Source organism: Streptomyces sp. NBC_01198, assembly GCF_036010485.1.
Classification (GTDB): Bacteria; Actinomycetota; Actinomycetes; order Streptomycetales; family Streptomycetaceae; genus Actinacidiphila.
On record NZ_CP108568.1, the window covers coordinates 3,068,833 to 3,093,777 of the forward strand.

Sequence of the window (24,945 nt, forward strand, 5' to 3'; positions counted from 1 at the left end):
CCGTGGGGTGCCTGCCTGCGGCCCGGTGGGGGTTGCGCGCGCAGTTCCCCGCGCCCCCGGGTCCGTGCCACTTCCCGTGGGGTGCTTGGCTGCCGCCCGGTCGGGGCCGGGCGCACCCCCGGGTCCGTGCCACTCGCCGGGGGGCGCTCACCTGCCGCCCCGCAGGGGCTAGGCCGCTGAGGGGATGTTTTCGTTTACCCAGGTCACCACGTCGCCGGTGGGGGTGCCCGGGGTGAAGATCGCGGCGACGCCGAGGGCCTTGAGCGGGGGGATGTCCGCTTCGGGGATGATGCCGCCGCCGAAGACCTTGATGTCCTCGGCGTCGCGGTCCTTCAGCAGCTCGATGACCTTGGCGAAGAGGGTCATGTGGGCGCCGGACAGGATGGACAGGCCGATGGCGTCCGCGTCCTCCTGGATGGCGGTGTCGACGACCTGCTCGGGGGTCTGGTGGAGGCCGGTGTAGATGACCTCCATGCCGGCGTCCCTGAGCGCCCGGGCGATGACCTTCGCCCCGCGGTCATGACCGTCGAGCCCAGGTTTGGCGACCACTACGCGGATCGGACCGGACACACCCATCTCTGCCTCCATGCGTACGGTTCGCGGGCCCGTGGACTGCGGCTGCGTGGCCCCGCGGGAACCTGTGTGAACGAACGTTATCGTCCACGTCCGGCGGCCGACAGTTTTACGAACGGCACCGAGGGGGAAATCACACAGTGGGACACATTCCCCAGAGGTCGGGCCGACGGCGGCGAAGGGCGAGGGACACGCCCGAGCCGTCCGGCGACCCACCGGGTTGTTCTGAGGAGCCGCTGTCAGGACGCCGCATTGCCGCGCTCGCTAGCCGCAGGGCGCGGTGATGCGGCATCCGCGGACCCGTCCGCGGGCACCGGCTTCTCCGATGGCGCCGGGGTCAGTGCTGATTCCGGGTCGCGACGGGAGGTGGGCCATGGCCGGCCAGTCGTCGGGGGCGGAGCAGGGCGCAGGACAAGGCGCGGACCGGGAGGAAGGACCCGGGGCGGACAGCGGAGCGGGGCCGGACGACGACGTCGCGGGCGGCACGGGGAGCCGCCTGTGGCACGGCGTGGGCCTGGCCAGGGCCACCGCGATGGACCTGGCGGTCCTCGCGGGCCACCTGGTGATGTATCCGACCGGCCTGCTCCCGGAGCGCGACCAGGAGCGGGACACCGTCAGGGCCCATCCGCCGGTGCTGCTGCTGCACGGCTTCGTGGACAACCGTTCGACCTTCGCGGTGCTGCGCCGCTCCCTGCACCACCACGGATGGACGCAGGTGCAGGCACTGAATTACTCACCGCTCATCGGCGACATACGCACCGCCGCCGAGCTGCTCGGCCGCCACGTGGAGGAGATCTGCGCGCAGAGCGGCCGCCGCCGGGTGGACATCGTCGGGCACAGCCTGGGCGGGCTGATCGCCCGCTATTACGTGCAGTGCCTGGGCGGTGACCGCCGGATCCGCACGCTGGTCACGCTGGGTACGCCGCACGCCGGGACCCGGGCGGTGCCTGCCCTGGCGCCGCATCCGATCATCCGGCAGATGCGGCCCGGCTCCGACGTGCTGACCGAGCTGGCGGGGCCTGCCCCGAGCTGCCGGACGCGGTTCGTGGCCTTCTGGAGCGATCTGGACCAGCTGATGATCCCGGTGGAGGCCGCCCAGCTGGTCCACCCGGACCTCCCGGCGGAGAATGTCAAGGTCAGCGGGGTCGGGCACCTCGCGCTGCCGGTGCACGGCTCGGTCGTGGCCGAGATCCGCCGGACGCTGGCAGGGACGGGCCCGGTGCGGTCGGCGATCGAGGCGGCATAACGGACACATAACGGTCGGATATCGACCGAACGCCGGGCAAGCCGGACGTCAGGCTACGGGGAGAGATTGTCGCCGTCCCCCGCACCGGGCTACAGTCACCGCTAATTCTCCTGCTGCCGAGGCGAAAGAGAAGTTGGCGGTGAACGAACGTCACCCGTCGGGGTACGCCCCCGACTACGACGCCTACGCGTATGACGTCTATTCCACGGGCGCCTACCAGGCTGTCGGCACCGTCTTCGCGGACGACACCACGACCGGGACGTACGGGTACATCCCGCAGCAGCCCCCGCTCTACGGCTACGACCAGCCGCAGGCCCAGCCCCAACCCCAGCCCGCGCAGTCCGGCCAGGACTACGCCTACGGCACCGGCTACGGGTACGACTACGGCCAGGCCGAGCAGCAGCCCCCCGCCGAGCCGCAGAGCTACGACGCGTACGGCTACCCGGCCGGCGCGACGTACTACGACACCGGGACCTACGACGCCCAGCAGTTCGCGGCGTATCAGCAGCCGGCGGCGCAGGAGCAGGCCTACCCGCAGCAGCAGCAGGACTGGGACTCGGGCGCCTACCCGGCCTACGGCTACGGTTACGACGCCGGCGGCGACACCGGGATCTACGAGCAGTTCCCGCCACAGCAGCCCCAGCAGCAGCAGTACGAGCAGCAGCCGCAGCACCAGCAGGGCTACGAGCACCAGCAGTACGAGCAGCAGGCGCAGCAGTACGACTACCAGGCGCCCGCCCCCGAGCCCGAGGCGTACGAGGCCCCGGTGTCGTACGCCCCCGAGCCGGAGCAGGCGGCCGCAGGCCCCGACGCGTTCGGCTCGCCGTTCGAGGCGGCCACCGACCTCGATCTCGACCTGGACCTGGACCTGGATCTGGGCCTCGACGTCCCGGCCCCCGAGGTCTTCGCCGAGCGGGAGCGGCACGACTACGCCGCCGACGGCTTCGAGCCCGGCATGCCGGCGGCCCGCAGCCGGCGCCGCAAGCCCGCCAAGCGTTCCGCCCTGCTCACCGTCGCGGTGCCCTCGGTCGCCGTGATGGGCGTGGCCGCAGTCGGCGCGGCCGCCGTGACCGGGGTGGGCGTGGCGTCGGACTCCGGCAGCGCGCAGGCCGACGCCCCGACGACCACCGGCAAGGCGCCGACGACCCAGCTCGACCGGCAGCTGGCCGGAGTGAGCGAGGACGCGAGCGACTTCGCGGACCGGGCCAGCCGCACCCAGGAGCGGATCGACCTCAAGGACCGGCAGGCGGCCGCGAAGCGCGCGGCGGCAGCGGCGGCGGCCCGCAAGGAGGCGCTGCGGCCGAAGTTCGTGCTGCCGGTGAAGCAGAAGGGGCTGAGCGCCTACTTCGGGCAGGCCGGTGTCAACTGGATGGCCGTGCACACCGGCATCGACTTCCCGGTGATGGTCGGCACCCCGGTGATGGCGGTGACCGACGGCACCGTCCGCACGCAGTGGAACAACTCCTACGGCAACATGGCCATCGTCACCGCCCCCGACGGCACCGAGACCTGGTACTGCCACCTGAGCAGTACGAAGATCCGCAGCGGCTCGGTCAAGGCCGGAACGGTCATCGCCTACTCGGGCAACACCGGCAACACCACCGGACCGCACCTCCACCTGGAGGTACGGCCGAACGCCGGCTCGCCGATCGACCCGCTGCCGTGGCTGCTCAAGCACGGCCTCGACCCGCGCTGATCCGCGACAGGCCCCGACCAGCGCTGATCCGCGACAGGCCCCGACCAGCGCTGATCCGCGACAGGCCCCCGGCGCGGCGAAAGACCCCGGCGCGGCGGAGGACCGCCGCGCCCGGCGGGACCTACAGCTTCTCCACCGGCGCGTAACGCAGCAGCAGCTGCTTGGGCCGCTCGTCGCCGAAGTCGATCGTCGCCTTCTCGTCGCCCGGCTGCCCGGTGACCGCGACGACCGTGCCCAGGCCGAACTGGTCGTGCGTGACGCGGTCGCCCACGGTGAGCGAGATGACCGGCCGGTCGCCGGCCGAGCGTCTGGTCGCGAAGCCGCCCGCAGCGCCGCCGCGCCGGCCGCCGCCCGTGCCGAGCGTGCTGGACAGCGACGCCGCCGCCTTCGAGACGGGACCTCCGCCGCCCGCGGCGGAACCGGTCCGCTTCCACTCGATGAGCGCGTCGGGGATCTCCTCCAGGAAGCGCGACGGGGGGTTGTACGAGGGCTGGCCCCAGGCGCTGCGCATCATCGAGCGCGTCAGGTAGAGCCGTTCGCGAGCGCGGGTGATGCCGACGTACGCCAGCCGCCGCTCCTCCTCCAGCTCCTTGACCTGGCCCAGCGCCCGCATGTGCGGGAAGACGCCGTCCTCCATGCCGGTGAGGAAGACGACGGGGAACTCCAGTCCCTTGGCGGTGTGCAGGGTCATCAGCGTGATGACGCCGTTGTTCTCGGCGTCGTCGTCGGGGATCTGGTCGGAGTCGGCGACCAGGGCGACCCGCTCCAGGAAGTCGGACAGGGTGCCGGGCTCGTCCTCACCGCGCTCCTGCTCGAACTCCAGTGCCACGGCGGCAAGTTCCTGCAGGTTCTCCACGCGGGTCTCGTCCTGCGGGTCGGTGGAGGCCTGCAACTCGGCGAGGTAGCCGGTGCGTTCGAGCACCGCCTCCAGCACGACGGCCGGGCCCGCGCCCGATTCGACGATGGTGCGCAGCTCGTCCATCAGGGTGTTGAACCGGCGGACCGCGTTCGCCGAGCGCGCCGCCATGCCGTACGCCTCGTCAACCCGGCGCAGGGCGGCGGCGAACGAGATCTTCTCGCGCAGCGCGAGAGCGTCGATCATCGCCTCCGCCCGGTCGCCGATGCCGCGCTTGGGCACGTTGAGGATACGCCGCAGCGGCACGCCGTCCTCGGGGTTGGCCAGCACCCGCAAGTACGCGAGCACGTCTCGGACTTCGCGCCGCTCGTAGAAGCGGACGCCGCCGACGACCTTGTAGGGCAGGCCGACCCGGATGAAGACCTCTTCGAAGACCCGGGACTGCGCGTTGGTGCGGTAGAAGACGGCCACATCGCCCGGCCGGGCGTCGCCGGCGTCCGTGAGGCGGTCTATCTCCTCGGCGACGAACTGCGCCTCGTCGTGCTCCTGGTCGGCGACGTAGCCGGTGATGACCGGGCCGTCGCCGGACTCGGTCCACAGGTTCTTCGCGCGCCGCCCGGCGTTGCGCTCGATGACGGAGTTCGCGGCGGACAGGATGGTCTGGGTGGAGCGGTAGTTCTGCTCCAGCAGGATGGTGCGGGCGTCCGGGTAGTCCTCCTCGAACTGGAGGATGTTGCGGATGGTGGCGCCGCGGAAGGCGTAGATGGACTGGTCGGCGTCACCGACGACGCACAGCTCCGCCATCGGGGTGCCCGCCGGGTCGGTGGCGCCGGGGGACTCGCCGGTGCCCACCAGCTCGCGCACCAGGGTGTACTGGGCGTGGTTGGTGTCCTGGTACTCGTCGACCAGCACGTGCCGGAAGCGCCGCCGGTAGTGCTCGGCGACGTCGGGAAAGGCCTGCAGCAGGTTGACGGTGGTCATGATGATGTCGTCGAAGTCCAGCGCGTTGGCCTCGCGCAGCCGGGCCTGGTAGAGCGCGTAGGCCTCGGCGAGCTTCTTCTCGAAGGTGTTCTCCGCCTGCCCGGCGAAGGTCTCCTCGTCGATCAGCTCGTTCTTGAGGTTGGAGATCTTCGCGCTGAAGGACTTCGGCGGATACTGCTTCGGGTCCAGGTCGAGGTCGCGGCAGACCAGGGCCATCAGGCGCTTGGAGTCGGCGGCGTCGTAGATCGAGAACGACGAGGTGAAGCCCAGCACCTTGGACTCGCGGCGCAGGATGCGCACGCAGGCGCTGTGGAAGGTGGAGACCCACATCACCTTCGCGCGCGGGCCGACCAGCTGTTCGACGCGCTCCCTCATCTCGCCCGCGGCCTTGTTGGTGAAGGTGATCGCGAGGATCGAGCCGGGGTGGACGTGCCGGGCGGCGAGCAGGTGGGCGATGCGGTGGGTGAGCACCCGGGTCTTGCCCGAGCCGGCGCCCGCGACGATGAGCAGCGGGCCGCCGGAGTGCTCGACGGCGGCGCGCTGCTGCTCGTTGAGCCCCTCGAGCAGCTGAGCGGGGTCGGTGGCCGGGCGCGGGGCGCCGTCGCGGTAGTACGCGTCCCGCCCGCCGCCGTCGTACCCGCCGCCGGGGCCCCGGTCCTCCGGGGGCGGCGGGGCGTCGGGGTCGGCCGGTTCCGGTGCCACGTGCAGACCGGGCAGGAAGTCGTCGTCAAAGAGGCTGCTCATCGCCTCCCGAGTCTAGGCGCCCGCACCGACACCCACGCCCCCCTTCCGGCGGACGGCCGCACCCGGCGGCGGCGGTAGCCCGATTACCACGCTGAGTGACAATCCGACTTGATTACGAAAAGGTATCGGGCCTATCGGACACCGCTCTTCCCAGCGGTGCCGCCGCCCGGCTACGGTGCCGCACCAGGCAGTGTCCGAAAGGAGTCCGCCGGGGATGGCGACACACCGTAAGACCCGTACCGCGACGATCACCGCCCCGCGCACGGCTGTGGGGCTCACAACGGCCGCCCTGGCCACGGTGACCCTGTTCTCCGAGACCGCGGGCGCCGCACCCGCCGCGCCCGCGCCGCAGCCGTCGATCAGCGCGGTGAAGGCGAAGGTCGACGCGCTGCTGCACCAGGCGGAGGTCGCCACCGAGCACTACAACGGCGCCAAGGAGCAGGCCTCCCAGCAGAACGCCACCGTCAACAAGCTGCTGGCGCAGGCGGCACAGAAGACGCAGACGCTGAACGACTCGCGCCGGCTGCTCGGGCAGTACGCGGCCGCGCAGTACCGCAGCGGCGGCGACGACTCGACCGGGCGCTTCCTGATGGCGACCGACCCGCAGGACCTGCTGGACCAGACGCATCTGGTGGGCCTGCTGGGGAAGCGGCAGAAGTCGGCCGTCGAGTCCTACCGGGTGCAGCAGGCGGCGGCCACCCAGCAGCGCATCGAGGCGGCCAGGAGCCTGGCGACGCTGACCACCCGGCAGGCGCAGCTGCGGACCGCCAAGGCCGACGTGCAGACCAAGCTGGGCGCCGCCCAGACGCTGCTGAACAGCCTCACCGCGCAGGAGAAGGAACGGCTGGCGGCCCTGCAGGCCAAGCAGGAGCAGGAGGCCAAGCGGAAGGCCGCCGCCATCGCCGCACAGGAGAAGGCAAAGGCGAAGACAGCGGCGAAGAAGTCGGGGTCGACCGCGCCGGCGACGCCGGCCAACGCGTCGGTCGCCGCCAAGGCCATCGCCTTCGCGCACGCCCAGCTGGGCAAGCCGTACGTGTGGGGCGCGACCGGCCCGGCCTCCTTCGACTGCTCGGGCCTGACCCAGGCGTCCTACAAGGCGGCGGGCATCACGCTGCCGCGGACCACGGGCGAGCAGGTCGACGTCGGCACCCGGGTCTCGACCTCGGACCTCCAGCCGGGTGACCTGATCTTCTTCTACAGCGACGCCAGCCACGTCGGTCTCTACATCGGCGACGGCAACATGATCCACGCTCCGCACACGGGAACGGTCGTCAAGGTCGCTCCGATCACCGAAATGCCGATCTATGCAGCGGTTCGTCCGTACTGAATCGACCACCAACCGTAAGATCACAAAGCGATTTCGGTCACGTTGCAATCCAAACTTCCCAACATCCGGAGAAGTTGAGTACGGTAACCCGCTAGGTGACGCGTTCGCCGCCGGTGAAAGTGCCGGCACCGCGCCGCCTCCGCTCAATCCGGCCCAGGCCGGAACCGGGGACCCACCACGCACCATCGGGGTGAATCGGGACAGACGCCGGCAGGTGTCCGACCCGTAGGGCTGCCTTCCCTGCCCGAACCCGTCAGCTAACCCGGTCGGCGGTTCACGGAAGGAGTCGCCTTCGTGGCGTCGCATCGCAAGCCGCGCCCGCGGATACTCGCCTCGACCGCCCCCCGTGCGGCGGTCGGCGTCACCGCGGCGGCCATCGCATCGGTCACCCTGCTCAGCGAGAGCGCGAGCGCGGCGCCCGCGAAGCCCTCCATCACCGAGGTCAAGGCGCAGATCGACACCCTGAACCAGCAGGCCGAGGTCGCGACGCAGAACTACGACCAGGCCAAGGAGAAGACCGACACCCAGCGCGACAAGACCAACCAGCTGCTCGCGCAGGTCGCCCGGAAGACCGAGCAGATGAACGAGTCCCGCCGGGTGCTGGGACAGTTCGCCAGCGAGCAGTACCGCGACGGCGGCATCGACCAGACCGTGCAGCTGCTGCTGGCCGACAACCCCGAGCAGTTCCTGAACCAGTCGCACATGGTCAACCAGCTCTCCGCGACGCAGACCGAGGCGCTGAAGAACTTCCAGATCCAGCAGGAGCAGGCCTCGATCCAGCGGTCGCAGGCCACTGCGAGCCTGACCCAGCTGACCAACGCCCAGAAGCAGCTGGCCACCCAGAAGAAGACGGTGCAGACCAAGCTCGCGGCCGCGCAGAAGCTGCTCAACAGCCTCAGCGCCGCGCAGCGCGCCAAGATCGCCGGCATGAAGAAGGGCAAGTCCTCGCCGGCGAGCTACAGCTACTCCGGCCCCGCGTCCGGCCGTGCCGCCGCCGCGATCAAGTTCGCGCTCGCCCAGCGTGGCAAGCCGTACGTCTACGGCGCCACCGGCCCCGGCTCGTACGACTGCTCGGGCCTGACCCAGGCCGCCTACGGCGCGGCGGGCGTCAAGCTCGGCCGGACCACCTACGACCAGGACAAGGACGGCGTCGCCGTCTCGAAGGCCGACCTGCAGCCCGGCGACCTGGTCTTCTTCTACTCGGGGCTGTCCCACGTGGGCATCTACCTGGGCAACGGCCAGATCGTGCACGCCCCGCACACCGGCGCGTTCGTCGAGGTCGCCCCGCTGAGCTGGATGCCCTTCGCCGCCGCCCGCCGGGTCGCCTGACCGCAGGCACACGCCCGCGGCGCCGGGGCCGGAAACGGGCCAACGGTCAGGCTGGGTCCGTTTCCGTCCCGCTCACCCGTCGAACGGCGGTCGTTTCCTTGCACGGGCCGACCGATACGGGACAGTCCCGGTCAGTACGTCCCGGTGCGCCCCCGGGCAGGTTTAGCGTCGCTCCTCAGGTGGCCGACACCCCACTGCCGTCCGGTACCGGACGGCAACGGCCACCCCCGCCGAAGGCCCGGCGGCGTGCTGCTCCCCCGTGCAGCCGCCGCCGGGCCGCCCCTCGGAAGGAGTGACGGCCCGCGATGGCCTCACACAGTCCCGCCCTCACCCCCGCGCACACTCCCGCGCACCGCAAGAAACGCATCGCCTTAACCGGCAGCGGAAGCGGTAGCGGCAGCCCGGGCGCCCCCCGCACCACCCGCACGACGACCAGCACGACCAGCACGACCCGCACCACCGCCCGGATCGGTGTCACCCTCGTGCTCGCCTCGGCCGCCACCGTCTCGCTGTTCGGCGAGGCCGGCAACGCGGCACCGCAGCTGACCCCGGACCAGGTCAGGGCGAAGGTGGCGGCGCTCTACCAGCAGGCGGAGCAGGCCACGCAGGACTACGACGGAGCCAAGGAGCAGGCCGACACCGCGAGTTCGGCGGTCTCCGCCCTCCAGGACCAGCTGGCCCGCAAGACGGCGAAGCTGAACAGCACCAGGGACGCGCTCGGCAGCATCGCCGCGGCGCAGTACCGCTCCGGCGGCATCGACCCGCTGCTGCAGCTCGCACTGAGCTCCACGCCCGACACCTACCTCGCCCGGGCGTCCTACCTCCGGCAGGCCGGCACCCAGCAGAGCCAGGCGCTGACCCGGCTGGCCGCCCAGCAGCAGGACATCGCCCACACGCGTTCGCTGGCCGCGGGCCGGCTGGCCGCGCTGCGCGACGCCCAGTCCAGGGTCGCGGACCACAAGCGCACGGTGACCGCCGAACTCACCGCCGCCCAGGCGCTGCTGGCCCAGCTGACCGCGGCCCAGCGGGCCGCGGTCGCGGCCGCCGACGGCCCCGCGCCGGCGTCCGACGCGGCCGCGCCCGCCACCCGGGCCGCCGTGCGCGCCCCGCTCGCCCCGGTCACGACGGCCTCCCCGCGTGCCGCGCGGGCGGTGGCGTTCGCCTACCGGGCGCTCGGCCTGCCCTACGTGTGGGGTGCCACCGGGCCGCACGCGTACGACTGTTCCGGCCTGACGCAGGCGGCCTGGCGGTCGGCCGGGGTCTCGCTCCCCCGCACCACCTACACCCAGATCAACGCGGGTCACCGCATCTCCCGCTCCCAACTGCAGCCGGGTGACCTGGTGTTCTTCTACTCGGGTGCGAGCCACGTCGGCCTCTACATCGGCGGCGGCAACATGATCCACGCACCGCACCCCGGCTCCCCGGTCCGTGTCGCGCCGATCAGCGAGATGCCTTTCGCGGCGGCGGTACGTCCGGGCTGAGCCGGGGTGCGGCGGTGGTGCCGGCCTGGGGCCGGCGCGTCAACTCCGGCCTATGGCTGCGGCGTCACCTCCGGCCGGGTGGAGTAGCACGGCGCGGAGCCGTACGCGCCGGGGCCGACCACGGTGAGGGCGGGTTTCCACAGCACCACGCCGTAGTCCCGCTCCCACCGGGTGGTCTGCCGCGCCTGGAGGATGCCGAGCAGCATCATCAGCGGGAAGGCGAGCCCGACCAGCGGCAGGTGGACGTAGTCGGCGCACACCAGCGCCCAGCCGGCCGCGACCAGCCCCATCACGACGGTGCCGCGCCGCAGGTCCTTCCTGCGGCCGGTCTGGTCGTGCCAGAGCGTGTCGGGGGCCGGCACCGCGGCCGCGTAGTCGCGCGCGACCCGCGCGCGGGACCTGGCACCGAACTGCTGATACGCCCAGAGCGCGATCAGCAGCGCGGTCAGCGCCAGTTGCCCGACGGCCTTCGTGCCCTGCCAGTCGGCGCTGTCCGCCGCGGGCAGCAGCACGGCGAGCGCGACCGCGCCGCCCACCGCCGCTCCGATGCCGGAATGCCTGGCCTGGGCGGCCAGCGGCACCAGGTGGGGCGCTGTCGTGCTGCCGGTCTCGGTCATGGTCATGGTCACCTCGTCACCAGAACTTCAGATGCTTGGCCGCGCCGCCGATGGCTTTGCCGGCGTCGATGATCTTGTGTGTGCCCGCCTTGTCCCCGATCCACTTGGCCGCTTTCGCCACCGGTGTGCCCTCGAACTTCGAGGCGTATCCGATGCCGACGAAGACGAACACGGTCTGCAGGGACGACTTCAGGCACGAGCTGCCGAACCCGTTCCTGCAGTTGTAGTACGCCTGGTAGGCGTTGGCAGCCACCTGGAGCACGGTGTACGCGGTCAGCGCCGCGGCGCCGCAGACGCCCACGCCGGGACCGGTGGTCGCCGCGCAGGCCAGCATCATGGCGGCGGAGCCGATCATGACGTCGTTGGACAGTGAGTTCAGCCGGTCCGCCGTGGTGCGCCCGTGCGGCATGTGGACCGAGTCCTTGCACTGTGCCGCCGAGGTGCCGGCGGCCATGCACTTGTCGAACTCCTGGATCTGCGCCGCGTACTTGCTGTCGGCGCTGTCCATCCAGGCCCGGAAGGTCTTGGCGTCGAGGTTCGCGCCGCCGTTGTATCCGAGGTTCTTGTGCAGCCAGTCCTGGGTCCTGGAGTCGATGGACTTGCCGCCGCTGTTGCTGCCGGACGTCTTGCCCTGGTTCCTGTTGTGCTTGGCGTCGTCGTCCTTCTCCTTCTGGGTGCGGTGGTCGCCGCCGTCGCCCTTGCCCTTGCTCGGGCTGTGCGGGCACGCCTCGGCGAACGGCGGGCCGCACGCGAGGCCGTCGCCGGTCGGGTCGCTGAAGGTCACCGGGTTGTCGGCGCTGTAGGCGTAGCCGTTGAGCGTCTGCGGCTTGTCGGTCTCCAGTTGCGGGTCGACGCTGAGGAACCGCCCGGTGAGCGGGTCGTACTGCCGGTCGCCGATCTGCGTCAGGCCGCTGTCCGGGTCGGTGGGGGCTCCCAGGAAGCCCTTGTCGTCCGGCCAGTTGGCGGGGCTGGTGCCGCGGGCGGCGCCGTAGGGGGTGGTGTAGCGGGTGGTGATCGCCTGGGTGGCGCCGTCCAGCGAGATGCCGGCGGTCCCATGGCTGTCCGAGGCGATCCAGCTCAGCTGGGGCACCCCCGGCTCGGTGGTGCGTTCGGCGACGACCTGGCCGCCGTCGCCCTCGCTGTACTGCCGCACGCCCCAGCTGGTGACCTTGCCGTCCGCGCCCTTCTTCGCGTGCAGCTCCGTCGAGCCCAGGTAGAGCACGTTCTCGCCGTCACCGCTGGTGGCGTGCCGGATGAGCAGGTCGTCGTCGGCGGAGTAGAGGTAGCCGGCCGCGTCACCGCCCTCGCTGCTGGTGGCGAGGTCGCCCTCGGCGTTCCACGACAGCGCCTGCCCGCCGGTGCCCGCGACCGGGCGTGCCGTGGTGTTGCCGGTCTTGTCGTAGCTGTAGGTGTCGGCGGCCCCGGCGCAGGTCCCCGAGGTCAGGGTGGTGGTCAGCGCGTGCGGCTGAGCCGGCTTGTTGTAGCAGTACGTCGTCGTGCTGCCGGTGCCGGCCGCGGTGCGCTCGGTGTCGCCGGTGCGCAGGCCGCCGGAGGTGAAGGTGTAGCTGCTGCTGTACGGCGCCGGGCCGCCGAGCGCGGCGGTGGCCGCGGTGCCCGCGGTGCAGTCGCCGCTCGCCGGCGTCCAGGCGCTGGTCATGCGCTGGTAGCCGTCGTAGCCGAAGCACTGCGTGTCGCTGGTGGTGGTGCCGCCCAGCGTCGCCGGGTTGCTGATCTTGGTGACGTCGCCGGCGTCGTCGTAGCTGTAGTGCAGGTCCTGCGGCATCCAGGCGTGGGTGTCGTCGGTGACGTAGCTGCGCAGCAGCCGGCCAGTGCCCTCCTCGTACTGGTTGTCGAGGTAGGCCTGCTTGACGGTGGGCGACGGCGAGACGCCGAGGGTGAGCTGCTCGGGCTGGGCGGTCTCCGAATAGGCGGTGTCCAGGACGTAGTTCGACGTGCCGACGACCGTGTCGACGTCGCCGGTCGGGGTGTAGGTGTAGCTGACGTTCTCCGCGGGCAGCCCGGCGACGGCGGGCTCGCCGCGGTAGGCGAGGCTGCCGTCGGTGTTGTACTTCGCGGTGAAGCTGTACGAGGCCTGGGCGGCGCCGGAGGTCACCAGCGGGTCCGCCGGGTCGAGTTGGGTGGTGCTCGCGGTGACGTTGTAGAGGTTGTCGTAGCCGGTGACGGTGTCGCTGTACTGCTTGCCGGCGTCGTAACGGGTCGAGGAGGTCAACTGGCCCTTGGCGAGGGTGTCGTAGGTCCAGCTCGCCAGCCGGCCGGCGTCGGTGCGGGCGGTCTGCCACAGCCCGGTCTTGCGGCCGAGGCTGTCGTAGCCGAAGAGCTCCTTGCGGCCCTCGGAGTCGGTGTTGGTGTCGGTCTGGTCCAGCGCGGTGAAGGTGGTGGTCGACGTGCCCGCGTCGGGGTCGGTCGCGGAGGTCTGCCGGCCGAACAGGTCGTAGCTCCAGGACCACTTGGCCCCGTCGGGCCCGGTCACCGTCTCCTTCTGGTCGTCCCTGGTGTACGTGTACGCGGTCCTGGTGTGCGCGGGCGCGGGCGAGGCGGCGCCGAAGTCGGTGTCGGCGTAGGACGGCCCGGCGTATTCGCGCAGTTCGGTGGTGCGGCCCAGCGCGTCGGTCACGGTCCGGGTCGCGGAGCCGCCGTCGGGAGCGCTGGTCGCGGTGGAGTCACCGGTGTAGGACGTGCTGATGGTCCACTTGGGCACGCCGTAGACCAGCAGTTCGTCCGCGGTGGTGCGTCCGGCGCCGTCCAGCGTGATCTGGTGCTGGGTGGGTGTGCCGCCGTATTCGCCGCGATCGTAGGTGCCGGTCGGGGCCTTAGAGCTGTCGTAGGTGTCGGCGTAGGTCGCGGTGGTCAGGCCCCGCGAGTCGTAACGGGTGTCGGTCAGCAGCCGGCCGCCGATCGGCGTGGGCGTCTGCTGCTGGATGGGCCGCAGCAGGGCGTCGTAGATCTGGTAGCTGGTGGAGCGGGCGTTGTTGACGCCGAGCGAGGAGGTCGCGATGAAGGACGGGGTGGCGTTGTCGACGTGGTAGGCGTAGGTGGTGTTGGCGCTCTCGCCGCCGCCCTTGCTGCGGTTGGGCAGCCACACGCCGGTGAGCCGGCCGAGTCCGTCGTAGGTCAGCTCGGTGAGCTTGCTGTTGGCGTCGAAGATCTGGGTGCGCAGGCCGCGCAGCCGCTCGTAGACGGTGACGGTGTTCTGCCCGGCCGCGTTGGTCTCCACCGACTTGGTCACCGGTCCCGCGCCGGTGGGGGTGTAGGTGGTGGTGTCGGGGTTGCCCGCCGCGTCCTTGGTGAGGAGGGGGCGGCCCAGGGCGTCGAAGGTGGAGGTGCCGGTGGTCTGCCAACCGGTGGGCTTGCGGTCGCCGTTGGCGTCGGCGGCCGCCGGGTAGGCGGCGGCGCGGCCGGTCCAGTTGCCGTCGCCCTTGGTCGGGGTCTGGCTGGACGTCCAGGTGGTGGCGTCCTTGCTGTCGTAGACGGTGCCGGTGTCGGAGAGCACGTCGCCCCGGGTGGTGCTGCTGGTTGGCAGCGACAGGCCGCTGTCGGCGGTCGAGCAGGGCCTGCCGACCTCGCGGGTCCTGGACACCAGTGACGTCAGGCCGATGCCGGCGTTGCGGGCGTACCAGGTGCGGGTGCACGTCTCGTCGCCGGTCTTGGCCAGGTCACCCGCGTCGTCCTGGGAGACGGGCATGCCGTAGGAGTCGAAGGAGGTGGCGGTGGAGGTGCCGCGCCACTTCGACTGGGCGGTCAGATACGTGTAGTCGTAGGACTTCCCCGTCCTGACGTAGGAGGCCTCCACGTCGGCGTACGACTTGTGCTGGGTCGCGGTGGTCGCCGACCACGGGTCCTCGACGGTCGCCGAGATCGCGGTGGCGCCGTCGTAGGTGACCGACTCACGGGTGAATCCGGCGTACTGGTCGGCGTCGGTGACCGCGGGGACGGTCAGCCCCGGCACCGTCTGACCGGTGACGCTGGCGGAACGGGCCGGGCCGGTCTTCTTCTTGTCGCCGTCCATGCCCTGCATGTACGTGGTGACGGTCTTCTCCCGGCCCGCCGAGGTGTTGCCGGTGTAGTCGGTGACCGTGCCGTAGCCGCGCCAGATGGACCAGGTGCGCTCGTCCTCCGGGGTCAGCGGGCTGTCGTTGTGGTGCCAGGCCGGGTCGGCGTAGTCGTACGCGTGCACCACAGGCTCGTTGGTGCCGGTCGGGTCGGCGGTGCTGACCGACAGCACCCGGTACTTGTGGAACCAGTCGACGGAGGCGTCGGTGGCGCCGTTGATGTGCCAGTAGACCGGGTAGCAGGCCATCGTGTCGTCGTCCTCGGCGGCCGGCATCCTGGAACCGCGGACGCAGTCGTCCGCCGTCGACATGGTGACGGTGGTGATCGCGCCGGTCTCCGAGGTGATGCCCTCGATGCGCGGCCGGGACAGCGGCAGGATGTCGTCGGTCGCGTCGACCCGGTTGGCGAGCTGCTGGTAGGTGAACGACACCGGTTTGAGGGGGACGTCACCTGCGCTGTTCCCGGTGCGGGTGATGGAGTCGAGCACCAGCGACTGGTCGGAGCTGTCGCCGATGTCGCCCGGATCGAGGTACTTCTGGGTCAGCGCCCAGGTGTCGACCGGGGTGTAGGTGGTGCCGGTGCCGGACCACACCGAGGACTGCACCTGGGTGAGCCGCTTGCGGGAGAAGAACGACGGGGCGACCGCCTTGCAGGCCGTGTCCGACGCGCCCGCCGCGCAGATCTGGTCGAACGGTACGTCCGGCCAGCTCGGCGCGGTCTTCTCGGTCAGGCTGGAACAGTCCGCCGCCAGGCACCGCTCCTGGTAGGAGAAGTGCACCTGGTAGGGCGCGGTGGCGGTGAACAGGGTGTCCGAGCGCTGCCCGTAGAGGACGTGGTCGAGGTAACCGCCCCGGGTGTAGGTCGCGTTGGCGGTGGTGGCCTTGTTCTTCTTGTACGAGTTGGTCTCCGCGGTGTACCAGTAGGACTCGGCGTTGCCGTGGGTGTCCACCACGTAGTCGAGGTTCCACCGCCAGGCCTGGTTGTACGAACGGTCCGCGAACGCGGTGCCCTTGGCGTAGCCCGGCTCGCCCGCGTCGTCGCCGAAGACCGGCACCGACCAGACGGAGTTGGTCCGCTGGGTGCCCGCGCCGGGCAGCTTGTTCTGGCCGAAGACGTATTTCGTGCCGTCACCGGTGATGACGGTCCAGAACTCGCCCGCGCCGTCGACCCCGTCGCCCTGGTCGCCGTTGTCGGCGCCGGTGGAGTGGATGACGGTCGAGGCGTCGTCGTCGGCGAGCCGCCAGGTGCCGGTCGTGTCGTCCTTGACCAGCTCGGTGGACTTGCCGTTGAGCACCAGCGAGGCGTTGTCGTACTTCCAGCACAGGTCGTAGACCTTGTCGTGCCCGTCCTCGTCGCAAGAGCCGTAGTCACGGCCGATGTAGGACTCGGCGGTGTCGGTGAACCCGGAACCGACCTGCGAGCCCTGGTTGTTGCTGGTCGCTATCTGCCCGTCGACGCTGCCGGAGTCGTAGGCGAGCGACACCGAAGGGGCGGGTCCGGCCGGCGCCGAGGGGGCGGTCATGTCGTAGGACCAGGTGAAGGAGCCCGAGGAGCCGCCGGCGGTCCAACCCGCGGACGGGGAAAGGGCGGTGGCGGAGAAGTCGCCGGCGCCGTCGGTGGCCTCGCCGGTGCCGCCCGCGGTCAGCGCGAGCACCATCGGCTGGGCGGCGGCCGCCTGCGGCAGGACCGCGGAGACGGTCCGGGTGGCCACGTCGTTGCTGGTCGCCAGCGGCGTCTGCGCACGGCAGGCGGCCTGCTCCGGGGTGGTCAGGGCGCAGGCGGGCAGCCGCACCAGGCCGAGCCGCCCCGACCAGTTGCCGCCGTAGGCGGACGCGAACCCGGCGTAGCCCAGCCGGATGTCGGCGGGTCGTGCCGCGCCCTGCGGGGTGACGGCGAGCAGCACCCCGCGGACGCCGGCCGCGCCGGTGGCGGCCCGGTCGGCAACGGTGACCTTCGCGGTCGCCGCGGCCGTGGCGCCGGCCGCGCCGGTCAGCACGACCGGCAGACCGCCGGCCGGCGCTGCGGAGTTGGCGTCCTTGCGCGGCGCCGCGGCGGTCGCGCTGCCGGCGGGCAGCGCGCCGTCCACCGCGACCGTCGCCGTACCGCCCTTCGGCCAGGCCGCGTGCTGCTGGGTGAGCGCGCGGGCGGCCTGCCCGCTGTCGGCCTTCTTCTGCCGCGCGAAGTCGTCGCGCTGCCTCTTGGCGCCGAGCGCGACGGCGTGCGTGGTGGTGCTGCGCGGCTTGCGGACATCGGTCCGGCCGAGCGGACTGCCGCTTGCGGCGACCGCCGGGCCGACGCTCAGCCCGAGCATCGGCACGACGATCGCTGTCGCCAGCGCCGCCCCGAGCGTTCTGCCCCGCCACCACGCCGGGCGGCGTGGTCGGCGGGCGCCTGACACTGATCTCACTGCTGGAACCCTCCCCTGGACATTCCCGCGTGGAAGGCACGCGGACCTGACTGCGGCCGGCACCAATGGAGTTGGTGCCGGCCGCAAAACGAGTGCCGGTAGCGGCCGAGCCGAAGGGCGCGCCGGTGTCGAAAGGGAGAACGCGCGGAGGCCCTGATGGGGGTCCCCCCAGGCGAAGCCCTGGGGGAGAAGGGCCGAGCACGATCGACCGTCGACACCGGGTCACAAGCGCCCGGAGGCGAAGCCGCGGCGATAAGGCGGCTGAGCCGAAGGGCGCGCCGGTGTCGAAAGGGAGAACGCGCGGAGGCCCTGATGGGGGTCCCCCCAGGCGAAGCCCTGGGGGAGAAGGGCCGAGCACGATCGACCGTCGACACCGGGTCACAAGCGCCCGGAGGCGAAGCCGCGGCGATAAGGCAGCCGCTAGTCGCCGATGACGGTGCCGATCTGGTCCGGGTCGCTCATCGCGCCCGACCAGACCCTGACGTCCTGCACGCGTCCCGGCAGGTAGTGGCTCCAGGCGCCGTTGACGAACGCGTCGCCGATGGAGAAGAGCGAGGCGCCCTGGATCACGGTGTACGGCTGCTCGTCCTCGGGCGCGACGCCCATGTACAGCGCCGCCGTGCCCGCCTGGGCGTCGAAGACGCCGCTGACGCGGACCGCGCCCTCGCCGTTGGAGCCGTCACCGGTGTCGGCGCCGACCTCGACCTCGGAGGACGCGCCGGTGAAGGTGCCGTCGGCGTTGAGCCGGCCGAACAGCCAGCGGCTGGTCGGTACGGTCACCAGGTTCAGGTCGTCGTCCAGGACGGTGCTGCGCCCGGTGATCTGGTACCACAGCCCCCAGGCCGAGCCGTTGGCGCCGCGCTGCCCGGCGACCTGGGCGGTGTAGCCGTCCGGCTTGAGGAGCATCGCGTCCTGGTCGATCTGCACCTGGCTGGTGACGGTGAAGGACCCGGTCTCGTCCACCAGCGGACCCGCGGTCGCCGCCGCGTCGTTGGCGCCGTCCAGCACGATCGCGCCGTCCGCCAGCGAGGCGCCGTTGGACAGGTTCAGCGGGTGGACGTAGCCGCTGCCGGTGTCGGCGAGCGAGGTCCCGGTCGCCGCCGGGTCGGGCTGCCACTGGGCGACGTTCTCGACGGCGGGCTTGCCGTCGGCGTCCAGCAGCTGGGCGTCGAGCGCGATCTCGTCGGGGGTCAGCGCGCGCTGCCACACCTCGGCCTCGTCGACCCGGCCCTTCCAGTTCTCCACGAACGTGCCGGTCTTCGGGTCCTTGTAGCGGCCGATCTCCAGCGGGCCGTCACTGGCGCCCGCGGTCGCCGCGGCCGGCAGCTGCACCGGAGCGCCCTGCGGCACCCCGTTCACGTACAGGCTGATGGTGTTGGCGTCCTTGTCGTAACTGGCGGCGACATGCGTCCACACCCCCGGCACGACGTCGGTGCCGCCGTTGACGCCCAGCCAGGTGGCCGTGCCGGACTGCGGCCAGGTCCACAGGAAGACCCAGCGGTGCACGCCCGGCGAGTAGCGCAGCGTGAAGCTGCTCTTGTCGGTGCTGGTCTGGGACAGGATCGAGTGGTAGGCGGTGGTGTCGGTGAGGTTGACCCAGGCGGCGACGGTGAAGGAGTCCTGGGTGTTGACCACCGGGCCCGCCGTCTCGGCGTAGCCGGTCTGCTGGTCGCTGACGGTGGTGTCGTTCAGCCACAGCGAGTTGTCGCCCGCGCCGCGCCGGCCCAGGCTCGACCAGCCGGCGCCGGCGTTGTGCAGGGTCGCGGGGTGCCGGGAGCCGGCCGCGGTGGCGGTGTCGGCGGCGGTGACGGCGCCGCTGCCGGGGGCGGAGTCGTCGAAGTGCCAGCGGCTGACCGCGTCGGCGCCCTCGGCGACCTTGAACGCGACGATCTGCTTGGTCCCCCACCGGCCGCTGCCGACGTCGTCCATCGCCCGCACCTGCAGTTGCTGGGTGCCGGTCAGCTGCGGGGTGACGTTCACCGTCACCGGGCCCGCGCCCTTGATCGTCGCCGACCAGGCACCGCTGGCCAGCTTGTACTGGAAGCCGGTGACCTTGTCACCGGTGGCCGCGGCGAAGGTGAAGGAGCCGGCCTTGCCGGGCCCGCCGGCGGCCTGGCAGTCGTTGGTGGTGCAGGAGGTGTAGGGGCCGTTGAAGGTCACCGTGGGCGCCTTCGGCGCGGTCGTGTCGATCTTGAAGTAGCACCAGCCGGTGGTGGTCACCGTGCTGTGCGAGTTGACGTGCGTGCTCTGGTTGTCCTCGTACGACCAGGTGGACGCCGCGATGCGGTACAGCGGCCCCTCGGACAGCGTGATCGGGGACGGGGCGCTGACCGTGCCGTTGTCGCCGGCGAAGTCCGGTGCCATCGGCCTTATCGGCTCGGTCACCACCGACCAGGTGCCGGAGCTCAGCTGCTGCTGCACGGTGAAGTCGACCCGCAGCTTGGCGGGGGCGCCGGCCGAGCTGCCGCCGGAGGCGACCCGGGGGTGGGCGGTGAACTGCGGGTGCGGGTCGCCGACCACGTCGGGCGCCGCCGAGTTGGGCTCGCAGCTGACGCCGGTGCCCTCCAGGATGCCCGCGGAGGTGGGCGGCACCGGCACGCCGACATAGTTCACGGTCAGCGTCGCGTTGTTCTTGAAGCGCTTCCAGGCCGAGGTGTCGCCCTCGTCGTGGGCCCGCAGCTCCAGGGTGAGCTTGGCGAACTTGCCGGCCGCGAAGTCACGGACGGTCGGGGTCAGGTTCTCGTCGCTCTCCGCCGGGTTGTCCTTGAACTCGATCGGCGCGTCGGGCGAGTCCGGGTCGCAGGTGGAGCCGCGGCCGGCCGAGAACGACTCGTCGACCATCCAGTCCAGTTCCTTGGGCCGCGACGCCCAGGTGGTCGAGGACGAGATGTTGTTCGTCCGCACCAGGTCGGTCTGCCGGGGCGAGCACTGGAAGGCCCAGGGGGACGTCACCCGGAAGGTCGCCGACAGTACCTGCTTGCCCTTGAGATTTCCCGGGGTGAATTGGAAGTAAAGCCGCTGCACGTATCCGGGGCCGCACGGGTAATCGCCCCACTGCCCGCATTTACCGTCGCCCTCGCCATTCGTGCCGTTGGCCCAGCCGTAATCCTCATAACCGTCGCTGCGCAGCAGGGTGTGCTCGGGGACGCCGGAGGCGAGGCCGATGTTCGGGTCGATGTAGAGCGGGTAGGCCGCCGGGTCGGTCTGCTTCAGCAGCGACGCGTCGGGGGCCAGGGCGAGCGCGTCGCCCGAGACGGTGAGCGGTACGTCCGCGGCGCCGGCGCCCGGCGCGGGGCCGTCCACGGCGGAGGCGGGGGGCAGGGGGGCCGCGGGCTGTCGGGCGGCACTCCCCGCCGCGCCCGTCGCCTCCGGCCGCGCCCCCGACCCGGCCTTGGGCCGGGCGGCCCTGGCCGCCTGCTGGGCGGCGGGTCCGGTGCCGCGGGAGTCCCACATCTGGGCGGGCGGCGCGGTGAAGACCTGCTTGCCGTCGGCGTCGACGCCGGACAGGCCGCCGCCGGCCACCTGGTCGATCCGCAGGCCGCTGCTCCGCACGCCGAAGTCGATCTTCTTCAGGTCCTCGCCGGCGGCCGCAGGCGTCTTGACCACCAGCAGTTCGCGGTAGCCCTGCACCGACGCGGTCAGCCGCAGGTCCACCCCGGGCAGGACGTCGGGGTAGACCGCGCTGTCCCCGTCGAGCACGGGCCGGGGCAGCGCTCCCGGCCAGGTCAGCGCGATGGCCGTACTGCCGCTGCCGATCCTGACCATCGGGGCCGCGCCGCCGCCGGAGAAGGCCAGGTCGACCATCGCGGCCTTGGGCCCGACCGTCCCGTCCGCCCGCACCTGGAGCGTCGGGTCGGGCGCGGTCCAGCCGCCGCCCGCGGCGCGCACCCGCACCGGCACGGCGGACTGCTCCTGGGTGTACGTGTAGCCGTCGGGGTTGGCGTAGGTGGTCGCGAACTCCGTCCGGTCCCCCGTGACCTCCACCCGCGTGCCGCTGGCCGCGGCCCGCGCGGAGGCGGTCCTGGCGTCACCGCCCGGCGCCGCCGCACCCTGCCGCCCGGTGTCCGCGACGGCGGCCGACCCCCCGAGTGCCGGCAGCACCGACAGCAGCCCCGCCGCGGCGGCGACCGCGACCACCGGTCTGAGCCGCCCAGGCCCGCGCCGACGTATTCCACTCCGCTTCACAATACCCACCCCACGAGCGCCTGCGAAAATACAAACGCCGTAAGAAAAGCATCGGTGAACGAGCACCGTCAATAGCGAAATTTGAGGTTCGCATTACGCCCGGTAAATACCCCCGGTGGGGTTAATTCCAGGTGAACCGCGGGTGCGTGACCGGTAATGCAGCGGAGTGCGGACGGCACGTGTCCCGGTAAAGCCGCGACCGAGGAAAGCAGCGGGACGCAGGGGGCGGCTGGGGCGCAGCCGAACGCCCCGCCGGTCAGCGCAGGGTGACCTGCGCGGGCCCGCGGAAGGGGGCCAGCGACAGCACGGTCGGCGGGGTGCGCAGGCCGTCGTCAGTGGTGAACAGCTCGCGGGCGGCCGCCACGTCCACGTCGGGGCCCGCGGTGACCGCGGCCGCCCGGTCGTAGAGCGCGCGGATCTCGTCGGTCATCTCGCTCTCGCTGCCCGCGCCGGTGCCCCAGATGTCCCACAGCAGCGTCTCGGCCTTGTTCAGCGCCGCCAGGTCGAGGCGGACGTTGCCCGCGACGAACCAGGAGCCGATCATCGGGTGCTCCTCCAGGGCCAGCCCGAAGCTCTCCGCGGCGGCCTCCCCGGCGCGGATCTGCTGCCAGGCCCGGCCGGCGACCAGGAAGCGGTCCCGGGGGACGTCCATCGGGTCGAAGTCCACGGCGTACCGCTCGGGGTCGGCGAGCTGCGGGTCGGCGAGCAGCCAGCCGCGCGCGTCGTCCCAGTATTCGGTGACGACGTGGTCCCAGTGGAAGCCGTCGTCGGAGAAGTAGTCGGCGAATCCGGACCGCAGCCGGGCGGGTATCCCCGCGTGCCGCAGGAACGACACGTGCAGCAGCGTGAAGTCCCGGCAGATCCCGATGAACCGGTCGGACCACTCCCGGCGGCAGGACAGCGCGCGCCCGTCGCGGGCGACGATCAGCCCGAGGATGTCGTCCACGTACCGCGTCTCGGCGTCGTCCCGCAGCCGGTCCTCGGCGATCGGCACGCCGAAGTGCCTGCCCTCCACCCGGTGCAGGATCAGGTCCCGCACCACGCGGGCCAGTTCGGCCGGGTCGCGGGGCAGCTCCGCGTACAGCCCGGCGTGGGCGCCCGGGTCGGACGTGACGCTCTGCTCGCGGTAGTACGCGGCGACGTCGGGCGCGAGACGGGGAGCGGGCATGGCGGTCCTCCGGGGCGGATTCGGGCACACGTTCGATTCACGGGCCGCTGCGCCCCACCGTGTCAAATCCCGCGCGGCACTGTCCAGAGCGCCGGACCGCGTGGACGGCCCGCCGCACCGGCGGCGGGGTCAGCCGGGGGTCAGACCAGCCGGCGGGCCGTCGCCCAGCGGGTGAGTTCGTGGCGGTTGGAGAGCTGGAGCTTGCGCAGCACCGCCGAGACGTGGGACTCGACGGTCTTCACCGAGATGAACAGCTGCTTGGCGATCTCCTTGTACGCGTAGCCGCGGGCGATCAGCCGCAGGACCTGGCGTTCGCGCTGGGTCAGCCGGTCCAGGTCCTCGTCCACCGGCGGGGCGTCGGTGGAGGCGAAGGCGTCCAGCACGAAGCCGGCCAGCCGCGGGGAGAAGACGGCGTCGCCGTCGCGGACGCGGAAGATGGAGTTGATCAGGTCGGGTCCGGTGATGGTCTTGGTGACGTAGCCGCGGGCGCCGCCGCGGATGACGCCGATGACGTCCTCGGCCGCGTCGGAGACGGACAGCGCCAGGAAGCGCACCGGGTGTTCGGGGTCGGCGGCCAGCGCGGCGCAGCGGCGCAGCACCTCGACGCCGCCGCCGCCGGGGAGGTGGACGTCGAGCAGGACGACCTCGGGGCGGGTCGCGGTGACCACCGCCACCGCCTGGTCGACGTCGGCGGCCTCGCCGACGACCTCGACGCCGGTCTCCGCGGTGGCGCCGATCTCGGCCTGCACGCCCGTGCGGAACATCCGGTGGTCGTCCACCAGCACCACCCTGACGTGCCGTTCTTCCTGCGGGGCCGATTCCGTGTCCGTCATGCCGCCACCCTCTCCATCTCCAGTTCGACTTCCGTGCCGCCGCCGGGGGCGGCGCGCAGCCGTGCCTCGCCGCCGTTGCGCCGCATCCGGCCGATGATCGATTCCCTGACGCCCATCCGGTCGTCCGGCACCGCGTCGAGGTCGAAGCCGGGTCCGTGGTCGCGCACCGACACGAACACCTGGCCGTCCTCGACCTCGGCGTAGACCTGGACCGCCGCCCCGCCACCGTACTTGGCGCCGTTCACCATGGCTTCCCGCGCGGCCTGCACGGTGGCGACGAGGCGGTCGTCCAGCGGGCAGTCGCCGACGCAGACCACCTCCACCGGCACCCCGTGCGCGTCCTCCACCTCGGCGGCGGCGGCCCGTACGGCGTCGGCCAGCGTCGTCGGCTCGTCGTCGCGGCCGGTGCCCTCGGGGCGGTAGAGCCAGGCGCGCAGCTCGCGTTCCTGGGCGCGGGCCAGCCGGGAGACCTCGCGCGGGTCGTCGGCGTGCCGCTGGATCAGGGTGAGGGTGTGCAGCACGGAGTCGTGCACGTGCGCGGCGACCTCGGCCCGTTCCTGGGCGCGGATGCGCATCAGCCGCTCCGCCGACAGGTCCTGCGTCATCCGCACCAGGTAGGGGCCGGCGATCAGCGCGACACCGACCAGCACGGCGAGCGCGGCCTGCAGGATGCCGCCGAGGTGGGTGCCGGTGCCGCGCACCACGATGAAGCCGGTGACGCCGGCGACGACCAGCGCGACACCGCCCGCCGCGCGTACCAGCGGCCAGAAGCGCTTGCCGTGGCTCATCTCGACCCAGCGGGCCTTGCGGGCGTTGTCGGCCTGCCGCCACACCAGCGCCACGCCGAGGCCGACGATCAGCAGCGGCCAGACCGCGCGGTTGGCGGCGCCGAGGTTGAGGTTGTCGATCAGGATGCCGGTGCCGACCGCGAGCGCGATCAGCGCCATCACCTGGCCCTTGTCGGGGCGTTTGCCGGCCAGCCAGGAGCGGGCGTCGCGCGGCTCCTTCGCCTCGGCGACCCCGCCGATGCCCAGCGGCACGAAGAACCAGAAGACGGCGTAGAGGAGCACGCCGATGCCGTTGAAGGCGGCCAGCACCAGGAACAGCGCCCGCACCCACAGCACGGGCAGCCCGAGGTGACCGGCCAGGCCGCGGGCGACGCCGCCGACCATCCGGCCCTCGGAGCTGCGGTAGAGCTTGCGCACCCCGGCGTCCGCGGGGTCGGGCGGGTTGAGGAACGACGCACCCGTCGGGCCGCCGGTGGCCGTACGGTCCCCCAGGCGCGCACCGGACGTACGCTCGCCGGGCCGCGTACCGCCGCCCGGCGGTCCCGTGTGCGCCCCCGGCGGGGCGCTGCTCGCTGACATACCCCCGATCGTCACACGTCCGGCCCTGTCGGGGCATCAGGGTCGATCCCCCAAGGGTTGCCCC

Annotated in this window: 13 protein-coding genes and 1 riboswitch; of the genes, 5 read left to right on the plus strand and 8 right to left on the minus strand. The window is 72.0% G+C overall.

Going from position 1 to position 24,945, the window contains the following annotated elements; translation table 11 throughout:
* Positions 1-168 precede the first annotated feature (168 nt).
* Positions 169-576: a cobalamin B12-binding domain-containing protein gene (locus OG702_RS13595; RefSeq protein WP_327289146.1), complete on the minus strand. Its 408-nt coding sequence runs from the start codon at positions 574-576 to the stop codon at positions 169-171.
* Positions 577-1,105: 529 nt separating this feature from the next.
* Here OG702_RS13595 and OG702_RS13600 point away from each other — a divergent pair.
* Entirely contained in the window at positions 1,106-1,819 is a 714-nt protein-coding gene (locus OG702_RS13600) for an esterase/lipase family protein (protein ID WP_327293220.1), read from the plus strand.
* Between the two features lie 139 nt (positions 1,820-1,958).
* Positions 1,959-3,515, plus strand: coding sequence for a M23 family metallopeptidase (locus OG702_RS13605; RefSeq protein ID WP_327289147.1), 1,557 nt, complete (start codon positions 1,959-1,961; stop codon positions 3,513-3,515).
* A gap of 121 nt (positions 3,516-3,636) precedes the next feature.
* Here OG702_RS13605 and pcrA read toward each other — a convergent pair whose 3' ends face one another.
* Entirely contained in the window at positions 3,637-6,096 is a 2,460-nt protein-coding gene (gene pcrA / locus OG702_RS13610; protein ID WP_327289148.1) for a DNA helicase PcrA, read from the minus strand.
* A gap of 214 nt (positions 6,097-6,310) precedes the next feature.
* Here pcrA and OG702_RS13615 point away from each other — a divergent pair, with 214 nt between their 5' ends.
* From OG702_RS13615 to OG702_RS13625, 3 genes are all read left to right on the plus strand, one after another.
* Positions 6,311-7,423 carry a C40 family peptidase gene (locus OG702_RS13615; RefSeq protein ID WP_327289149.1) on the plus strand — a complete coding sequence of 371 codons (1,113 nt, stop codon included), beginning with the start codon at positions 6,311-6,313 and terminating at the stop codon, positions 7,421-7,423.
* Positions 7,424-7,553: 130 nt separating this feature from the next.
* Positions 7,554-7,710: riboswitch (cyclic di-AMP (ydaO/yuaA leader) on the plus strand.
* A gap of 7 nt (positions 7,711-7,717) precedes the next feature.
* Entirely contained in the window at positions 7,718-8,752 is a 1,035-nt protein-coding gene (locus OG702_RS13620; RefSeq protein ID WP_327289150.1) for a C40 family peptidase, read from the plus strand.
* A 305-nt stretch (positions 8,753-9,057) separates the two neighbouring features.
* Positions 9,058-10,233: a C40 family peptidase gene (locus tag OG702_RS13625; protein ID WP_327289151.1), complete on the plus strand. Its 1,176-nt coding sequence runs from the start codon at positions 9,058-9,060 to the stop codon at positions 10,231-10,233.
* Between the two features lie 50 nt (positions 10,234-10,283).
* Here the strand turns inward: OG702_RS13625 and OG702_RS13630 are convergent, their stop codons facing one another.
* From OG702_RS13630 to OG702_RS13655, 6 genes are all read right to left on the minus strand, one after another.
* A complete protein-coding gene (locus tag OG702_RS13630; RefSeq protein WP_327289152.1) occupies positions 10,284-10,856 on the minus strand; it encodes a hypothetical protein in 573 nt (190 codons plus the stop codon).
* A 10-nt stretch (positions 10,857-10,866) separates the two neighbouring features.
* Positions 10,867-17,232 (minus strand): RHS repeat-associated core domain-containing protein, encoded by a 6,366-nt coding sequence (locus OG702_RS13635; RefSeq protein WP_327289153.1) that lies wholly within the window; start codon positions 17,230-17,232, stop codon positions 10,867-10,869.
* A 516-nt stretch (positions 17,233-17,748) separates the two neighbouring features.
* A complete protein-coding gene (locus OG702_RS13640; protein WP_327289154.1) occupies positions 17,749-21,465 on the minus strand; it encodes a LamG domain-containing protein in 3,717 nt (1,238 codons plus the stop codon).
* 304 nt (positions 21,466-21,769) lie between these two features.
* The gene (locus tag OG702_RS13645) at positions 21,770-22,681 is read right to left on the minus strand and encodes a transglutaminase-like domain-containing protein (RefSeq protein ID WP_327289155.1); all 912 of its coding nucleotides are present in this window, start codon (positions 22,679-22,681) and stop codon (positions 21,770-21,772) included.
* A gap of 140 nt (positions 22,682-22,821) precedes the next feature.
* Positions 22,822-23,514 carry a response regulator transcription factor gene (locus tag OG702_RS13650; RefSeq protein WP_327289156.1) on the minus strand — a complete coding sequence of 231 codons (693 nt, stop codon included), beginning with the start codon at positions 23,512-23,514 and terminating at the stop codon, positions 22,822-22,824.
* A complete protein-coding gene (locus tag OG702_RS13655; RefSeq protein ID WP_327289157.1) occupies positions 23,511-24,881 on the minus strand; it encodes an ATP-binding protein in 1,371 nt (456 codons plus the stop codon). The genes OG702_RS13650 and OG702_RS13655 overlap by 4 nt, the downstream gene beginning before the upstream one ends.
* Positions 24,882-24,945 lie beyond the last annotated feature (64 nt).